Annotated in this window: 17 protein-coding genes; 8 read left to right on the top strand and 9 right to left on the bottom strand. The window is 38.7% G+C overall.

Features of this window, described 5'->3' with window-relative positions; all coding sequences use genetic code 11:
- Positions 1–29: 29 nt before the first annotated feature.
- Both CH361_RS15465 and CH361_RS15460 read right to left on the bottom strand, forming a co-directional pair.
- Entirely contained in the window at positions 30–677 is a 648-nt protein-coding gene (locus CH361_RS15465) for a hypothetical protein (protein ID WP_100791708.1), read from the bottom strand.
- The gene (locus tag CH361_RS15460) at positions 677–1,849 is read right to left on the bottom strand and encodes a lysophospholipid acyltransferase family protein (protein WP_244279913.1); all 1,173 of its coding nucleotides are present in this window, start codon (positions 1,847–1,849) and stop codon (positions 677–679) included. The genes CH361_RS15465 and CH361_RS15460 overlap by 1 nt, the downstream gene beginning before the upstream one ends.
- 131 nt (positions 1,850–1,980) lie before the next feature.
- On the opposite strand from CH361_RS15460, the gene lmtA reads away from it, so the two are divergent.
- Genes lmtA through CH361_RS15445 form a run of 3 tightly spaced genes read left to right on the top strand, consistent with a single transcriptional unit; the run spans position 1,981 to position 3,854 of the window.
- Complete coding sequence (lmtA, locus tag CH361_RS15455) at positions 1,981–2,742, top strand: lipid A Kdo2 1-phosphate O-methyltransferase (RefSeq protein ID WP_100791706.1); 762 nt, start codon at positions 1,981–1,983, stop codon at positions 2,740–2,742.
- 7 nt (positions 2,743–2,749) lie between these two features.
- Positions 2,750–3,013 carry a hypothetical protein gene (locus CH361_RS15450; protein WP_100791705.1) on the top strand — a complete coding sequence of 88 codons (264 nt, stop codon included), beginning with the start codon at positions 2,750–2,752 and terminating at the stop codon, positions 3,011–3,013.
- Entirely contained in the window at positions 3,003–3,854 is an 852-nt protein-coding gene (locus CH361_RS15445) for a hypothetical protein (RefSeq protein ID WP_100791704.1), read from the top strand. Before CH361_RS15450 ends, CH361_RS15445 begins: the two co-directional genes overlap by 11 nt.
- On the opposite strand, the gene CH361_RS15440 is transcribed toward CH361_RS15445, so the two are convergent.
- Genes CH361_RS15440 through CH361_RS15410 form a run of 7 tightly spaced genes read right to left on the bottom strand, consistent with a single transcriptional unit; the run spans position 3,817 to position 11,566 of the window.
- A complete protein-coding gene (locus tag CH361_RS15440; protein WP_100791703.1) occupies positions 3,817–4,845 on the bottom strand; it encodes an AAA family ATPase in 1,029 nt (342 codons plus the stop codon). The two genes, CH361_RS15445 and CH361_RS15440, sit on opposite strands and share 38 nt — an antisense overlap.
- Positions 4,842–6,254: a phenylacetate--CoA ligase family protein gene (locus CH361_RS15435; protein ID WP_100791806.1), complete on the bottom strand. Its 1,413-nt coding sequence runs from the start codon at positions 6,252–6,254 to the stop codon at positions 4,842–4,844. The genes CH361_RS15440 and CH361_RS15435 overlap by 4 nt, the downstream gene beginning before the upstream one ends.
- Before the next feature lie 28 nt (positions 6,255–6,282).
- The gene (locus tag CH361_RS15430; protein WP_100791805.1) at positions 6,283–6,834 is read right to left on the bottom strand and encodes a hypothetical protein; all 552 of its coding nucleotides are present in this window, start codon (positions 6,832–6,834) and stop codon (positions 6,283–6,285) included.
- Entirely contained in the window at positions 6,797–8,461 is a 1,665-nt protein-coding gene (locus CH361_RS15425; RefSeq protein WP_100791702.1) for a vWA domain-containing protein, read from the bottom strand. The genes CH361_RS15430 and CH361_RS15425 overlap by 38 nt, the downstream gene beginning before the upstream one ends.
- A gap of 2 nt (positions 8,462–8,463) precedes the next feature.
- A complete protein-coding gene (locus CH361_RS15420) occupies positions 8,464–9,414 on the bottom strand; it encodes a hypothetical protein (protein ID WP_100791701.1) in 951 nt (316 codons plus the stop codon).
- Positions 9,411–10,988, bottom strand: coding sequence for an AAA family ATPase (locus tag CH361_RS15415; RefSeq protein ID WP_100791700.1), 1,578 nt, complete (start codon positions 10,986–10,988; stop codon positions 9,411–9,413). The genes CH361_RS15420 and CH361_RS15415 overlap by 4 nt, the downstream gene beginning before the upstream one ends.
- Positions 10,985–11,566, bottom strand: coding sequence for a hypothetical protein (locus tag CH361_RS15410; RefSeq protein ID WP_100791804.1), 582 nt, complete (start codon positions 11,564–11,566; stop codon positions 10,985–10,987). The genes CH361_RS15415 and CH361_RS15410 overlap by 4 nt, the downstream gene beginning before the upstream one ends.
- 74 nt (positions 11,567–11,640) lie before the next feature.
- Here CH361_RS15410 and CH361_RS15405 point away from each other — a divergent pair, with 74 nt between their 5' ends.
- The 5 genes from CH361_RS15405 (at position 11,641) to CH361_RS15385 (ending at position 15,025) form a co-directional block, all read left to right on the top strand.
- Entirely contained in the window at positions 11,641–12,552 is a 912-nt protein-coding gene (locus tag CH361_RS15405) for a TIGR01777 family oxidoreductase (RefSeq protein WP_100791699.1), read from the top strand.
- A 66-nt stretch (positions 12,553–12,618) separates the two neighbouring features.
- The gene (locus CH361_RS15400; RefSeq protein WP_100791698.1) at positions 12,619–13,023 is read left to right on the top strand and encodes a c-type cytochrome; all 405 of its coding nucleotides are present in this window, start codon (positions 12,619–12,621) and stop codon (positions 13,021–13,023) included.
- A 50-nt stretch (positions 13,024–13,073) separates the two neighbouring features.
- The gene (locus tag CH361_RS15395; protein WP_100791697.1) at positions 13,074–13,295 is read left to right on the top strand and encodes a hypothetical protein; all 222 of its coding nucleotides are present in this window, start codon (positions 13,074–13,076) and stop codon (positions 13,293–13,295) included.
- A gap of 42 nt (positions 13,296–13,337) precedes the next feature.
- Positions 13,338–13,688: an STAS domain-containing protein gene (locus CH361_RS15390; RefSeq protein WP_039938032.1), complete on the top strand. Its 351-nt coding sequence runs from the start codon at positions 13,338–13,340 to the stop codon at positions 13,686–13,688.
- A gap of 56 nt (positions 13,689–13,744) precedes the next feature.
- Positions 13,745–15,025, top strand: a complete 1,281-nt coding sequence (locus CH361_RS15385; RefSeq protein WP_100791696.1) for a citrate/2-methylcitrate synthase — start codon at positions 13,745–13,747, stop codon at positions 15,023–15,025.
- Positions 15,026–15,061 lie beyond the last annotated feature (36 nt).

Below are 15,061 nucleotides of genomic sequence, written 5' to 3'. Positions count from 1 at the left end.
ATCCAAAATGTGAGAGTCTGTTCTTTGGGCTAGCCTTTCTTTAAGGGAATGGTGAGTTGTGCGATGGTTTCTCCGTCCTCATGATAGATTCTAAATTGGTCTGTGGGAAGGCCTTCTCCCTTGAGAAGGATGACACAAAGTGCAATCCCAATCCCTTCCCCTTCGGAATTGTCTCCGCGTTCGATATAGTATTCCATGATGTCGTTGTAGTTTTGTGCGTGAAGGAGAGAGTTCCTAATTTTTTGCATCTCTCCTCTAACGAGAGTGGTGTTGTTTCTGACATCAAACTTGATTTGGGTTTCGTTATGTTCTATTTTCAGGTGAACATATAAATTTTTTTCTTTTGCCATAGATTCGAATGTATTCCCGCGTCCCGAAAGGATTAGGCTTTTATACATCCTGACACCTAACTCATAGTCGGCGGGAGAGTTGATGTCTAGTTGGTTTTCTTGAAAAAAAAGTCTTTTGAAATTGGCTTTAAAACCGTTGAGGATTAAGTCTTTTACAATCGTAAAAAGAATGGCAGATAAGTCAGGGATTCCGTATTTTTCTGTCAGGGCATCTAAAACTTTCACTAAGTTTTCATCGAGGATCTTAGAAGCTCCATAGGCTGACATTTCTATGGGTGTTTGCCCATCTATCAGGTTTTTTACTTGTGTCGGACTGAATTGTTCCATCAAAAAATATATTGGCTCGGAAACAGAGGATTTGATTTGGATTTTTCTTCCACAAGCATGGTTTCTAACTCTTTTCTTAGACGTTCTGTTACGATATCTAGCGTTTTCTTTTTTTCTTCTTTATAGGAACTAAAGTATTCGTTGATCGTAAATGGTGTTCCGAACCTAACAACTGCTTTGTGTGGCCTGGGTTTGAATTCACCAAAAAGTTCGTTTTCATATCGGTATAAAAATTCGTACAATCTTTCGGCACTTGGTAGTTCTTTGATGTAGGCAGTTTGAATGGTGATAAAATCGTATGCCTTAGTGGCTGCCGTTTTTGCCCAGGTGGCCATTTCTAAACTTGGTAGTTCACCGTTCGGGTCGGGCATTCCCACAGAAACCATTTCAAGAACACTTAAGATCCTTCTTAGTTTTTCGATGGCATTCGTATCGGCATCCCACTTCGGAATGTTTGCTTTCCTTGCAATATTGTCGAGCATGGCATGGCGCATCCTACCCAATCGATAATCGAAGTCATCGGCTCTATTTTCTTCGACAGGGACCCCGTATTCCTTTTCCTCTCTTTCAATCATTCGTTTTCCAACAGAGAGAAATCTATGAACGATATCTTTTCCTGTTTTAGAGATCCCTAACTTTTGTTCCATTTTGGTGATAGTTTGGTCGATATCTTTTTGCATAGAGTCAATGGAACCGGTCATTCTGTACTTAACAAAGGTAGGTAAAATCCAAACCTTGGCTTCTGGATCTTTTTTTAATGCATCTTCTAAGCCCCAGAATCCGAGTTGGGCCACACCTGATTGGAAAGGAAGTAGGGTATCATTCATTCCACTTGTTGGTTCACCTTCAGGAAATAAGGCTAGTTTGCCGTGAGGGGATGCGATGATTTCTCTAGAAGCTCTCAGGGACTCGCGGTCAGGTGCACCAGCTAATACAGAGTAGGCGCCTATGGATTGAATGAAGTCCCCAACAAATCCAAACCCCCATTCGAAAACCTCTCTTGCGGCCATATAATGAAACCTAGAACCCATGAGATTTGCGGCATGGTAGGCGACACCCGGTTCTTGGGTGGTCGGATGATTGGAAATATAAAGAAGTCGTTCTTTTTGAAATGATTTTAAAGTTTTTTGGTCAGGTACTGAAATCTCGATGGATTCGAGATTATGGGCCATTTTGTTGAGAACGGGAAGAGTCAGATCCGTAAACCATAGAGCAGGGAGATTGAGCTTTGCAGGGATAAAGGATTTGATTGACATAGGACGAATGCTAACAACTTAATCAAAGGAAGCAAGTACGAATTCACATGGCACTTATAGAAGAACTCAACCAACAAGGCAATTTTCTTTTCCGATGGCGCTCCTACATTCCAGGAGTCATTTTGTTTCTTTCCTTACTCTATCTACCCTTTGTCCCTTACTTCCAAGGTAATTACCAGTCCAATCTGTATTGGCTTTCTGGTGCATTTCTTGTCAGTTTTGCGGGATTGTTTGTTAGATGTTTTACGATTGGATACACTCCTAAAAATACTTCTGGTAGAAACACAAAACAACAAGTTGCCGATGTGGTGAACCAATCTGGTATTTACTCATTAGTTAGGCACCCTCTTTATGTAGGGAATTTTCTGATGTATCTTGGGCCAGTATTTATCCTTCGTGATTTTGCTTTTGCTTTAGTATACATTATGTTTTTTTATTTGTATTACGAACGCATTATATTTGCAGAAGAATACTTCCTTCGTGGTAAATTTGCAGAAGGGTATCTGAAATGGGCGGACAAAACTCCTGCTTTTATCCCTAGACTTTCTGGATATAAAAAACCTAATTTAAGTTTTTCCTTTCGTAATATTTGGAAACGAGAATACCCAAGTTTATTTGGGATCATTGTTGTTTTTACTGTTTTTGATTTGATCCAAGTTTATTACCAAGAACCTGCACTACGAGCTCTGGACATTACTGGAATTTGGAAACCTTTCCATACTTGGTTTTTTGGATTTGGACTCATCTTTTATGTTGTGACACGAATCATAGTAAAGACCACCAAACTTCTAGAAGTCGAAGGTAGGTAATTTTTTCATGAGTCGGTTGTCCAATGGCTGGAAAGTTCCAGAGTCTCTTTTAGATAAAAAAGAACTTATGGAATCTTACCAAAAAACGGTAGAGAGTATGGAGGCAGAAAATCCCCTAACGATCTTCCGCGAACATATGGACAACGGACTTTTGTTTAAAGCTGGTTTACAAGATGCGATGAACCAACTGACAACATTTGCCAATTTATATATGAGCATCATTGAACTAAAAAACGAAATCGAAAAACAATCCAAGGACAATGTTACTTGAGTCCTTGTTTGTCGGAGAAACTTTCTCTGGTAAATTTCCAAACGAATCCTATCCTTTTTTAAATACTATCAAACAATACATAAACGAAGAGTTCTCCGAAGGAGATCCTGTAATCATTAGTTCCCAAATTCCTTATTTGGCTTTGGCAGAACGGATGAAACGAATTCGAACACGAATTTATCAAAACTTATCTTTAAAAAACTATCTTTTCCCTTTGTTTGAATCTTGGGGAATGGCACCAACCGATGTTTATGTGGATTTATTTCGTTTGCGTTGTGTCCCTGATGGATTTCATAAAAATGAAGGTTCTCTATCCGTTCTTTACATTCATCGAGATTCCTGGTATGCCAATCCAGAAAACCAAATTAATATTTGGATTCCTATCACTACAGTCAGGCCAGGCGCGGGATTTATTTTGTATCCTTCCTATTTTGACCTTCCCATATCGAATGATTCGCACTTGTTTGATTATTCTCATTGGATGGAAACAGGTGGGTTTCAAGAGACAACACACTCTCGTTTGGCAGAAAAAATATTCCCCAAACCTGACTTTTCACCAAACGATCCAAAGCGGTTTTCTGTTTCCGGTGGATTTGGCGATTATTTTTTGTTTTCTTCCCATCATTTGCACGGAACAGAAGAAAATAACCAAGGGTTCTCTCGGTTTAGTTTAGAAATTCGTTTTGTTTTAGGGGAAACAATTCGAAACCATAGAGGTCCGAAAAATACTGACAACGGTTCTACGGGGACTACTTTGTATGATATGCCACAGATCATTACTGGAGAAAAACTTCCAGATGAGGTCATTCAAAGTTACGTAATCTCCTCAGCTCTTTCGTAAAAGACTCTGGGTTCATAGGAAGGTTCTGAATTTGTTTTACAATCTTTATGGCTTGTTTTTCCCTTTCCCTATAATCACCCCGAATCCAATAAAAGTCACGATTCGCTTCTTTCATTGCTTGTAAAAAACGTGTTCGCATCGATTCTCTTTCTTCCCCTAAATCCCTAAGTTGGTCTTGTATCCATGGGATATCAATGTCTAAAAAAAGAGAACTTTCATATTTTAAACCTAATGCACGTTCTGTGAGCCAAGGAATCTCGGACTCGTAATATCTTTCTAAATAAACTTTGGTGGTGAGAAGGTCAGTATCTAAGAATAAAATTCCATTGGAGGTTTTGGCAGCTTCCACTTCTGATAAAAGATGGCCTCTTGCAATTGGTAAAAAATCAGATTCATCCATGGGATTTTCTTTTGATTCCAAATATTCACGAGCAAACTCTGGAATCCAATTGGTTTGAAAATGTTTGGCAAGGATCTGGGTCAAACTGGTTTTCCCTACGGACTCACTTCCAGTCAGAACAATCCGTTTTACGAAATAGGGCCTGATGAGTTCAGGGATCCATTGCCAATGTTTTAAGGGTGTTTCTCTGATTTGGCTGGCAGAGATAGGGATGGAATTTCTTTCCAAGTCAATGAGTGTATGTGTACACCCAAGTACTTTCGAAAGTGGGTCGCCATATTCTTCGGACGTAAAAAGATAATCCACTTTCCTTTTCGTGTGACTTTCAATCGTTCGTCGCCAAACCTTCCAAAAATCAGGATCTTCTTCTGGGTATTGGGGGTTCTCGTCTTGGACCCAGATGAGGTGGATTTTGGGATCGGGAAAAAGATTTTGCATCCACTCAAATCGTAATTCTCCAGGGATCTTTTCTCTTTGTAAGGAACAAACAAGGACTGTGAGTTCATCACATTTTTTTTTTGCTTCTGTGATGAGATGGATATGGCCTTTATGCGGTGGATAAAATTTTCCTAGAACTAAACCATGAGTCATTGTGATTTTTCCTTTGATTCCGCATAAGAGTTGATGAAGGCTGGTTGTTTTTTCCCATCTAACGGAAAGTTGGTGTCAATTTGAACCTGGGATCCGAACCCAAGTAGTGATTCTAGTTCCAATTGTAATTGAATTTGTAATGTATTCCCTTGTGCAGTTGATTCTGTTCCTTCTTCTTGTTTTGTAAGTTTAGAGAATTCATGGGAAGCAGAAACTCGACAAATAAAATCCTTATTGGTAAATTGTTCCATTTGGAATTGGTAGATATGAGGATTCCTTCTGAGAATTCTTGCAACATCAACGGGATTTACCGTTTCTCCATAAGGTTTTGTGAAATATACAGGTTTTCTACCAGATAACAATCGCAGGCGAGGAAAGTTGTCACCACAATGACAAGGACCATAACGAAGTTCTCCTCTATCTCCCGTTTTGTAACGAAGTAAAGGTAGGTAAGGATTTCGTCCTCCTGTTATTACAATTTCTCCCACATTGCCACTAGGTTCTACTTCTCCCGTTTTGTCAGAAATGATTTCTACATATAAATCATGGGGAAGGATGTGCATCCAATCGGGATTTTTGGGACATGCATAAGCAATGGGACCTGTTTCATTTAAAGAATAGGAATTGATGACTGGGCACTCGAAATGTTGTTCTAGTTTCTTTCGTAAACTATCTGTTAGTTCAAGTGCTGTGGAATGAATGGCTTCGGGTTTGTAATTTAGTCCCATTTTCATGGCAGCTTCTAAAGCGTAAGGATCTCCTGTTAGGATTTGTGGGGAAGATTCCTTAATAAAATTTTCTAAATCAGAACTATCTTTCCATGAGTTTTGGTGAAGATTGATTTTTGCAAATTTAGCACCTCCCGCCAAACTATGAGTTGTTGCATATACGATTGTATTTTCTTGGTAACAAAGCTGAATGGCAAAGGTGGACTCAGGTTTGTGTTTGGGTATGACACCATATCTTCCTACAGTCCATTCAATGAGGGGTACATAACAACCAATTGCTTTGGGATGGTTGGGAGCGAGTATGGGTTGGCCTGTAGTTCCCGATGTGGGATTGATGACCATTCGATTCAGATCTACCATAACGGGAATGATTTCTGTCATCTTGGTTTGGAGGTCTTCTCTGGTGGTAAAGGGAATGGATTCAAAATCATCTTCTGGTGATAATCCATTCAATTGGTTTTTAAAAAATAGAGAAAGGTATTGGTTTTTTCTGATAAATCGAATAGCGGCCTTACGATCAAACTCCATTTGATTTGTTTTGGCCTGACAAAAAGCCAGGTGAAATTCTTTTACAAAATCAAAATCTTCTTTTTCGATTCTATCTCCGATGCTAACATTCCAAATTGGAGCAAATCGTGATTTTACCAAACGATCTAACTCCAGCTTCCAACTCTCTAACATTAAAGGAGAGTTTTTTGTTTGTTTGGGATCATTCACGGTTGTATTTAGAGGCGGCTTCTTCCTCTTCTTTTTGTTTCATTTGTCTGAGAATTTCTTTTGCTCGTTCTTGTGCTTTTTTTGTTTGTTCTAAAATTCGAAGTCGCTCTCTAGAATCAATGGAGCGATATCTGTCTTCAAAATAAACCTTGGTTTCGTTTGCTGGTACTAGGTCGATTGACTGGAATAAACTTCGGATTAGTTCTTCGGCTCTTTCTGCATCTTTCGTCCATTCTGTATATGGATTTACTAATCCGCATAATTCAGGGACAACTTCAAATAGATATTTTTCTAACTTTTTAAAATCATATTCTGGAATTTTTGAATCTAGATCAAACAGTACGTAGGCGAGAATGGCATGAGTGCCTTTGACATTTATGTCTGTGATTTTATTTAAGGATTGATGAAAGACCGGAGAAAGGATTCCTTTATTTTTTGTCAGTAAGGCATCAAACCACAGGGCATCCAAAGAAACTGTAGCCAGATCCACAGATAAAATGGGGAAATTAAGAATTTGTTTGATGTAGTATCTGATTTCTAACATAATTTTTTTGAACAAATTTTTTACTGAACTGAATCAGGTCTTCCCAGTTTTGGATCGGATAAATTTCCCAACCTGATTCCCCCATCTCTGTGACGATTTTATTTCCCTTAGGATTATAAAGTTGCAAAACCATAGAACCACCACCTTCCGCAGTTTCTAAGGCATTTTTTACAATGGACCTTGGATCTTTTGGATATCTTTGAGTAAACATAGTATCAATTCCATCATCCGAAATCATCAAGATATGCCTTTTTCGTTTCGGTTTTTCTTTGTAACCATCTTCTAACAAATCCAAAGGGAAACAGGTTCCTCCTCCAAAGTATCCAGTGAGAACTTTTAAAATTTCTTTTTCATCCCTAATAAACCCACTTGTGGTTTTATATTCTTTTTTTCCAGACCACAATGTGACTCGGACGTGGCTACCAGTTCGCAATGCCGATAAAGAAATGATGGCACCAGCAAGTGTTAAATAAGACAAACTCGTTTGTGGGTTAGGCATCGATCCTGAACAGTCAACAAACAAGTCTAAGTCGATTGGGTTAATTTCAACTTCTTGTGATTCTGTTTCTCCATAAACATCTTCTACGGTTGTGTATCCTGGCACTACAATTGGACTGCGAATTGCTGATTCCATCCAATTGATTTTTTCTAAAGGGGATCCTGGATCCCATAAATCATTTCCTTCTAAAATTTTTTCTTTAGCTCCTGGGGTTCGTAATTCAGGAAAAGGAACTAGATAAGGTAATGCTTTGTCTTTATAGTATCTGTACACTATGTCCGAAATATCTGCTTCTATCCCCATTGCGTTACAAATAGAAGAAAAGTCTGTCGGACTTAGTTCCCTTTTTTTTATAGATCCAAGTTCAGAAGAAAATATCTCAGATTCGACTTCGATATCTGTGATTCCAGATGGGGGTGCCATCCCTTTACCAGCGTCTAACGTGTCTAAAATGGAAGAAATTTTCCCAAGAATTTGAATTGTCTCTCCATCCGATTTAAAAAAATAAGGAAAACATATACTTGCAAAATCGAACATACCTTTTTCCCAGTCATTGGGAAAGTTTCGTATCATTCGACAGACAAGGCTAGCATCGGATTGAATTAAATCTTCTACCTTTCCATCCGTTAAAGTTTCAGAAGGAAGTGCCCATAGTAGTTCGTAAGTTCTCATGTAGAAGTTCCAGAACCTGTCCTCATTTTTGCCAATTCTTTGGTATACTTCTTCCATTCGTAAATGATTATAACGTTTTAGATGATCGTTGATATAAAGATCTTCATAAATATTAACAATTGTAGATGTCAAATGGCCAAGTTTTGGAAGTGCTAAACCGGCAAGGTAAATGAGTTTGGCTTGGTCGTTTAAGTCTCCTGGGCAATATACATGGTGTCCAATTTCGTGGCCTAAAATTTCCAGAGGATAGTTTTCTAGTTTGTATTTTTGAATTTGTTCTACAGAGAGAAGAACCCTATGGTCTAACAAACGAATGGCAGCAAAAGATCCCGATAGGCCTTCTGTTTTTTCTTCTGATTTCGAAAACAAAAATTTAGCTGGCGTTAGTTTTACATAATCGCTCCAAAGTTTGAGTGCATCCTCCCACTTAAGTTCCCAGTCTTTTACGAAGTCCATGGTTATGATCCCAAATAAAACAAATAAATGTGATACGAATTTTGAAGGGTAAGTAAAATAAAAGTTTCAGATTCCACTACGGAAAGAATTCCTTTCAGCTCTAGTTTTTTACTGACAATGAGTTTCCAAAATGAGGAATGAATGGAAGTGTTTGGTTTTTCCGAAAGAGTAGATTCTCTTCTGGAAATTAAGTTGGTTCCAAACTGATCTAAATATAAAGAGAAAGTAGAAAGTCCTGAGGATACAATTACCGAATTAAAGTTTGTTTCTTTTCCCAAATGTAATATGGGAAGGTTTTGAAATAGTCCACCAAACAAAGTGTATCCGGGAATCACCCGAAAATGCACTGGATCTGTTTCTTTCGGAGGATTTATTCGTTTTGGGAATGCGTATGCTAATGTATCTTCTGTAATTCCTATCAAAGTTTGGATTTCGTTTTTTACCTTTTGAGGAAGAGATCGAAATTGTTTTTCAGCCTCAATTCTATACTCTGGTTTGCCACTAGCCCAGAAAAAGATAGTTAACAGAGCTTTCCATTCTTCTGTCGAGGAGATGGATTTTGACAAGGATTGGATTCTTTTTATAAAAAGTTCTTTCTTTGTTTCTTCAATTTTAACAAGAACATTGGACAAATAAGATAAATTCTCATTTAGATTTTCTCCCGTAATGATACTAAGCCCACTGATTGTTTCCAAAAATAGTTGGGGAACCGGTGGACTTTGTTTGAAAAAATTTTTAGAGATGAGGGTGAGTAGAATTTGGAAGAGAGAAAGAATTTGTTCCTCGGGACTGACTCCTTCTTTCTGAGAGAGCAAGGCATTAAAAAAAGGAACTAGGTTTTCAGATAATGATTCTTCAGAAAAATTCGAATTTGTTTTTTTTTCTGTGAGTACAAGATGATTACAAAGATCTCGATTTTTTAAAAGGATATCTTTCCAAGTATTTTGACTCATACATTTGATTCCGCCCATTTTAGGTAATTAGTATACCTTTGGTGCAGATATTTGAGTTTTAATAGATCATCAAACATATGGCCGTATAACTTTCGTTGTTTTGCCATAGATTCAATTTCTTTTTCAATCTCAACTAGTCTTTGTTTGGTTTCTTTTACAGAAAGTCCTTCTAAACCTTCTTCGAATTTAATGGAAAGATTGGCAATTGTATCATTTTTATCCAATCCAAGTCTTTCGTATTCGCTTAAGGATAAACTAAATAGTTTTCGAATCCAACTCACTCGGTCACTGCGATAAACCTTGTGATCTGCATCTTCAAAAAAAGGAGAATCCGAATTTTGAACTAATTTATCATGTAGAACAAACGGTAATACATGACTTAAATCATCGAGGGTGACTTCATTTAGCCCTCGAAAATAGGCGAGTGCCTTTGCATAATTGATACATGTAAAAATGGCCCGGACACTCAGCCCGTTTTTTGTTTGTGAACCTAAGTCTTTGGTTTTGTCTTTCCCCGTTTCAGAGGAACTTAAAACTCCGAAATCAACTGTACTCAGTTTGGCGGTATCTTTGGTTTTGTATTCTAATTGTTCCCCTGCGTATTCCATAAATTCAAATTGAGAAGTAAAAAATTCCATCCTACGACGAAGTTTGGGTGGAAAACTAATACTTCGAATTTCTGTGCTAATGGTATCAATTTCTTCTTTAGAAAAAATAATTTCTTTGGGGACGAGTGTTTCTGGTTTATATCCTTCTTCTACTCTTTGGATCAAATCTTTGATAAAACGTGTGTTAAAGTGAGGTGCTTTGACAACGATATCAATTCGGTCACGAAGAGCTTCAATCACTTGATAGGTTCCACCACCGGCGTCATCGTTGGCAGTGAGATACCATGCCGCCTCAGGACATTCGTAGATTTGGTCATAAATTTCCGCATAATTATCACCCATAATGGTGAGAAGGGCAGATTGAGTCCTTGTCGGAATCCGATTGTATTCGTCGATGATTTTGACTTGCATCCCGAGCCATTTTCGCCAAGCGATTTTGATTTCATCCATTGACTTGGCTTGCATCATATCGCTAGGAAGTGGATTTCCTAATAAATCGGTAATTGTCATTTGTGGTTGGCCATGTTGGATGGCTCGTTTAATTTCTTTGATAGGGTATCCGGCAATCACTCCCATAAGGATGGCGGATGCTGTTTTTCCACGCCCTGGTCCACCAACTAACAAACATTTACCTCTTGCAATGAGAGAAAGAAGAGGGAGTAAAACAAAACTAGAATAACTTTGTGCTGTGGGCAGAGTGATTACAGATTTTGAATCTCCAATTGTGAATTTTAAAGGAGGGGTCTCGTTGTATTCGATATCATAAAATGGGTTGATGATGGCAAAATTAGTGATCCAAAAATATGCCTTCCGTAATTTTTCATCGAGTCCCATCGATTGGTTTTTGCCTTCGCTTATTGGAAGAGGGCCTTCTTCTAAAAGAGACCTGATATCGAACTTACGATCTGTTTTAGCTTGGTTTGGTATGGTTGGGGATTCGGAGATTTTTCCTGGAGGGTTTGTCATGGGACTTCCTCAAGTTCCACTTCGGAAATACATCCTTCCGTTTTTATTAATTTGAATTCTGGTGTGAGGATATGGATATTTTTTGGATAGTTCGTTTCTTTTTGGAATTTAGGAAGTTTGGAAAGAGGAATCGAAACTTTAGTTTTGTTTTTTTCTTCAAACCGATAAACAAGCGCTAACTCATCTTTGGGCATTCTTAGTTCTTTATCTACGTTAATACTTTCACGTAATAAAAATCGCATTTCAAAGGCAGGTAAGGATTCACCAGGGCAGGCAAAAACATTTAAGTTTTTGAATTCTCTTGGGAAAAAAAGATTTCCATTCCAAAAATGTGACAATTTCATCTCTAAGAAAAAATCAAAATCTTCTTTTCCGTTTTGTTTCTTTCTCCAAACCGTTTTTGTATCTTTGTCTAAAAGAAGGTGGATGCCACCAGAACTGGTGCTGTCTTCAATGCGGAATGGTGGGTTTTCTTTGTATTGATGAATACTTTTTTTTGTTCCTGAAAATAGGTAATAATTCCCGATGAGAACAAGGAAAACGGCAGTAGCGATGGGAAGGAGAATAGCAGATCTCATATGAAAGAAAAAAATACGCACTGTAAAAAAATGGGCTACTTCTTTTTTTACGATCTCTTACGAAAGGAGATCCAATGAAAATCGGAATTTTAGGTGGCACTGGCCTTATCGGTAAATCATTCATTGCGCTTGCGACCCAGAAAGGGCATCGTTTCCGGGTTTTTTCTAGAAAAACTTCCCTACCCCCAGAACTATCTTCCTACCCAGAGTTGGAATTTGTCTCTTGTATTCTTCCGCAAGCTGCTGATTTGGAAGGTTTAGATGCAATCATCAACTTGGTTGGTGAGCCAATAGCTGGCGTTAGGTGGACAGAAGAACGAAAAACTCTGATCGAAACTTCCCGTATCGATTTTACGAGAGGTCTTGTGGCTCGTGTTGTGGATTTAAAATCTCCGCCGAAAGTTTTTGTCAATGCGAGTGCTGTTGGTTATTATGGAATGTCGGAAGAACCTCATCCTCCTTATTCCGAGAAAAAAGAACCAGGTGATGACTTCCTTGCCAAACTTTGTGTGGAATGGGAGAACCAAACTCTTCCTTTAAAAACAAAAGGAATCCGTTCTTTAGTATTTAGAACTGGAATCATTCTATCTTCAAAAGGAGGAGCTTTGGAAAAAATGCTTCCTCCTTTTTTATTCGGAGTGGGTGGTTCGATTGCCACAGGCAAACAAGGGATGAGTTGGATACATATATTGGATTTTATTTCTGCAATGTTACACTTAATGCAGTTAGAATCGGAGGCAGGAGCTTATAATTTAGTATCTCCGCATCCAGTCAGTAACGAAGAGTTTTCACGTATTTTAGCAAAAACACTCCATCGCCCCAACTTTTTTAAGGTTCCTTCCTTCGCCATACAGGCGCTCTATGGTGAAGGATCGGTTGTCATCACAAAAGGACAGTATGTAATTCCCGAAAGATTACTCTCTAGCGGTTATGAGTTTCAGTTTCAAAATTTAGAAAAGGCACTCTTAAATCTTTTAGAAAAGTAGTGATTTCTTCTTTTCAAAAGACAAGAAGGGTGAGAGACTGGAGTCATCCTTATCTTGGAGTAAAAAATGAACTCAAAAAAAGTTTTAGTATCTCTCTTCGCACTCTCCTTCGCTGTTGTGATGGTTGCTTGTGGCGATTCCAAACCAAAAGAAGAAACACCTGCTGCTGTTGAATCTAGTGCTGCTGCGGATCCAGATCTTGCTAAAGGAGAAGAACTCTACCTACAAAACTGTTCTTCTTGCCACGGTGAAAAAGGTGCTGGTGACGGTGCTGCTGCTGCTGCTCTCAACCCAAAACCTAGAAACTACAAATCTCCTGCTTCCGAATGGAAAAACGGAAATACTGCTGCTGGTGTGACTAAAACATTGAAAGAAGGGATCAAAGGATCTCCAATGGTTGCTTACGGACACTTAGGTGACGATAACATCCGCATCCTTGCAAAATACGTAGAACATCTTTCTAAAAATTAATCATCTTCTTTTTCGGTTCCACCTACGGGTCGGAACCGAACACTTGCCTTATGAGCCAAATCATTAAAAAAGCTGATCGCCCCACCTGTGATTGTGGGACCACTCGTGACGATGAAAATGCACGCAAAGTAGTTAAGTATTCAACCTGGGGAATGATCGCCATGGGACTTGTCGGAATATCAGCTACACCGACTGATGTGTACTTTGTTTGTCGAAAGTGCAAACAGCCCTTTGGTCGATTGACAAAGGAAGAAAGAAAAACGAAATCCTAATTTTGGTTGACCCGCGTTCTCTGTGGATTTCCCTGGAAGCTAATGATGGAAGAGTTTAAGATTCGGTTGGGATTTGAGAATGGGGGAAACCTCCCTGTGATTCACATTTCTGGCGAGATCACGTCCGAAGCCGAGGAAGAGATTGTTGAATCTTACGAATCCATCCCTTCTGACAAACGAACTCGTGTCATTTTAAACTTTTCAGAAACTTCCTATATCAATTCTGCAGGAATTGCTACTCTCATCAGTCTCATTACAAAATCTTCTGAGAACCAAGGGAAAATTGAGTTCGCTGGACTCAATACCCACTTTCGTAAAGTGATGGATATTGTCGGTCTCACTGACTTTGTTCTCATTCACGATTCTCTTAATTCTGCACTCACCCAAGTCTAAATTATTCTAGATTCCTAACTTCCCTTCCGTAAGATAGGAGGGAGAGAGGTCTTTTCATGAGTGAAGTGGAATTCCACATCAAGGGCAAAACATATAAATTACCGGTCATTGTTGGTACCGATGGAAAAGAAGGAATCGACCTAACCGATTTTTACAGAAAAACAGGTCTCGTCACCGTAGATCCTGGTTTATTCAACACGGCTCTTGGTTTATCGAAAGTTTCTAGACGTGATCCCGAAAAAGGTGAGTTAACTTATCGTGGTTATGATCTGAAAGAACTTGCTTACCAATCCACTTTTGTAGAAACTTCATTTTTATTAATTTATGGCAATCTTCCCACCAAGCAAGAGTTAACTGACTTCTCTGGTCGACTCTCAAAACACTCCATGATTCATGAAGATATGTTAAACCTATTTGATGGTTTTCCTGGTGTGGCAAATCCACTTGCTGTTTTATCAGTGATGGTAACCTCTCTTTCTAGTTATTATTTAGAAGAGTATGAAGAAAAACTAGACATGGGTGTGGATTTAATTGCAAGATTACTCGCAAAAATTCGCACCATTGCAGCTTTCACATACAAACACGCTGTAGGTCATCCGTTTGTTTATCCATTAGATAAAAATCCGTATTGCACTAACTTCCTTTATATGATGCATAAAATGCCTGCGAACGATTATACTGTTCCCGATGAATTTGATCGCATTTTGAACCAGATGTGGATACTCCATGCAGATCACGAACAAAACGTATCTAACACTGCGGTGCAAGTCGTCGGATCCACCCAAGCCAATTTATTTGCCTCTATCTCTGCAGGGATTATGGCACAATGGGGAGCTCGTGAAGGGGGAAGACCCACAGCAGCCATTGGACTCATTGAAGACATCATCAAAACAAAAACACCTGTTAAAGATTACTTTGAAAGGTTCAAACGTGGTGGTCTAACGATCCGTAATAATGGTTTCGGACAAAAGGCTTACGATGTGGTAAGCCCACGAGCACAAGTCGCTCGGGAAATCATTCATGAATTTTACAAAGGCAGAAAATTAACAGCTGTGGAAGATGTTGCCCTCCAAATTGATGAAGTGGTTTGGAACGACTCCTATTTTATGGAAAATCTCCTTTACCCCAATTTAGAATACTACTCAGGACTAGTATTTCACACATTGGGAATCCCTAAGAATATGTTCTCTGTCATGCAAGTGATTGGTCGACTTCCTGGTTGGCTGGCTCACTGGAGAGAACAAAGAATGAAGGGAGATTTCTCAAAAGTTCGTCCAAAACAAATATATGTGGGCGAAAACCAAAGAAAATACATCCCTGTTCAGAACCGCCTATAGGACTGTTAAACTCTCTTTTCTAATGAATTTCCGTTG

Source organism: Leptospira brenneri, assembly GCF_002812125.1.
In the GTDB taxonomy this organism is placed as follows: Bacteria; Spirochaetota; Leptospiria; order Leptospirales; family Leptospiraceae; genus Leptospira_A; species Leptospira_A brenneri.
This window is presented reverse-complemented; position numbering and strand designations above follow the sequence as displayed.

Coding starts and splice junctions, on each gene's coding strand:
- CH361_RS15425 (WP_100791702.1), bottom strand. CDS start 8,461: ATGGACTTCGTAAAAGACTGGGAACTTAAGTGGGAGGATGCACTCAAA.
- CH361_RS15440 (WP_100791703.1), bottom strand. CDS start 4,845: ATGACTCATGGTTTAGTTCTAGGAAAATTTTATCCACCGCATAAAGGC.
- CH361_RS15450 (WP_100791705.1), top strand. CDS start 2,750: ATGAGTCGGTTGTCCAATGGCTGGAAAGTTCCAGAGTCTCTTTTAGAT.
- CH361_RS15420 (WP_100791701.1), bottom strand. CDS start 9,414: ATGAGTCAAAATACTTGGAAAGATATCCTTTTAAAAAATCGAGATCTT.
- CH361_RS15410 (WP_100791804.1), bottom strand. CDS start 11,566: ATGAGATCTGCTATTCTCCTTCCCATCGCTACTGCCGTTTTCCTTGTT.
- CH361_RS15435 (WP_100791806.1), bottom strand. CDS start 6,254: ATGTTAGAGAGTTGGAAGCTGGAGTTAGATCGTTTGGTAAAATCACGA.
- CH361_RS15415 (WP_100791700.1), bottom strand. CDS start 10,988: ATGACAAACCCTCCAGGAAAAATCTCCGAATCCCCAACCATACCAAAC.
- CH361_RS15460 (WP_244279913.1), bottom strand. CDS start 1,849: ATGGCCCATAATCTCGAATCCATCGAGATTTCAGTACCTGACCAAAAA.
- CH361_RS15400 (WP_100791698.1), top strand. CDS start 12,619: ATGAACTCAAAAAAAGTTTTAGTATCTCTCTTCGCACTCTCCTTCGCT.
- lmtA (WP_100791706.1), top strand. CDS start 1,981: ATGGCACTTATAGAAGAACTCAACCAACAAGGCAATTTTCTTTTCCGA.
- CH361_RS15385 (WP_100791696.1), top strand. CDS start 13,745: ATGAGTGAAGTGGAATTCCACATCAAGGGCAAAACATATAAATTACCG.
- CH361_RS15445 (WP_100791704.1), top strand. CDS start 3,003: ATGTTACTTGAGTCCTTGTTTGTCGGAGAAACTTTCTCTGGTAAATTT.
- CH361_RS15395 (WP_100791697.1), top strand. CDS start 13,074: ATGAGCCAAATCATTAAAAAAGCTGATCGCCCCACCTGTGATTGTGGG.
- CH361_RS15405 (WP_100791699.1), top strand. CDS start 11,641: ATGAAAATCGGAATTTTAGGTGGCACTGGCCTTATCGGTAAATCATTC.
- CH361_RS15430 (WP_100791805.1), bottom strand. CDS start 6,834: ATGTTAGAAATCAGATACTACATCAAACAAATTCTTAATTTCCCCATT.
- CH361_RS15465 (WP_100791708.1), bottom strand. CDS start 677: ATGGAACAATTCAGTCCGACACAAGTAAAAAACCTGATAGATGGGCAA.
- CH361_RS15390 (WP_039938032.1), top strand. CDS start 13,338: ATGATGGAAGAGTTTAAGATTCGGTTGGGATTTGAGAATGGGGGAAAC.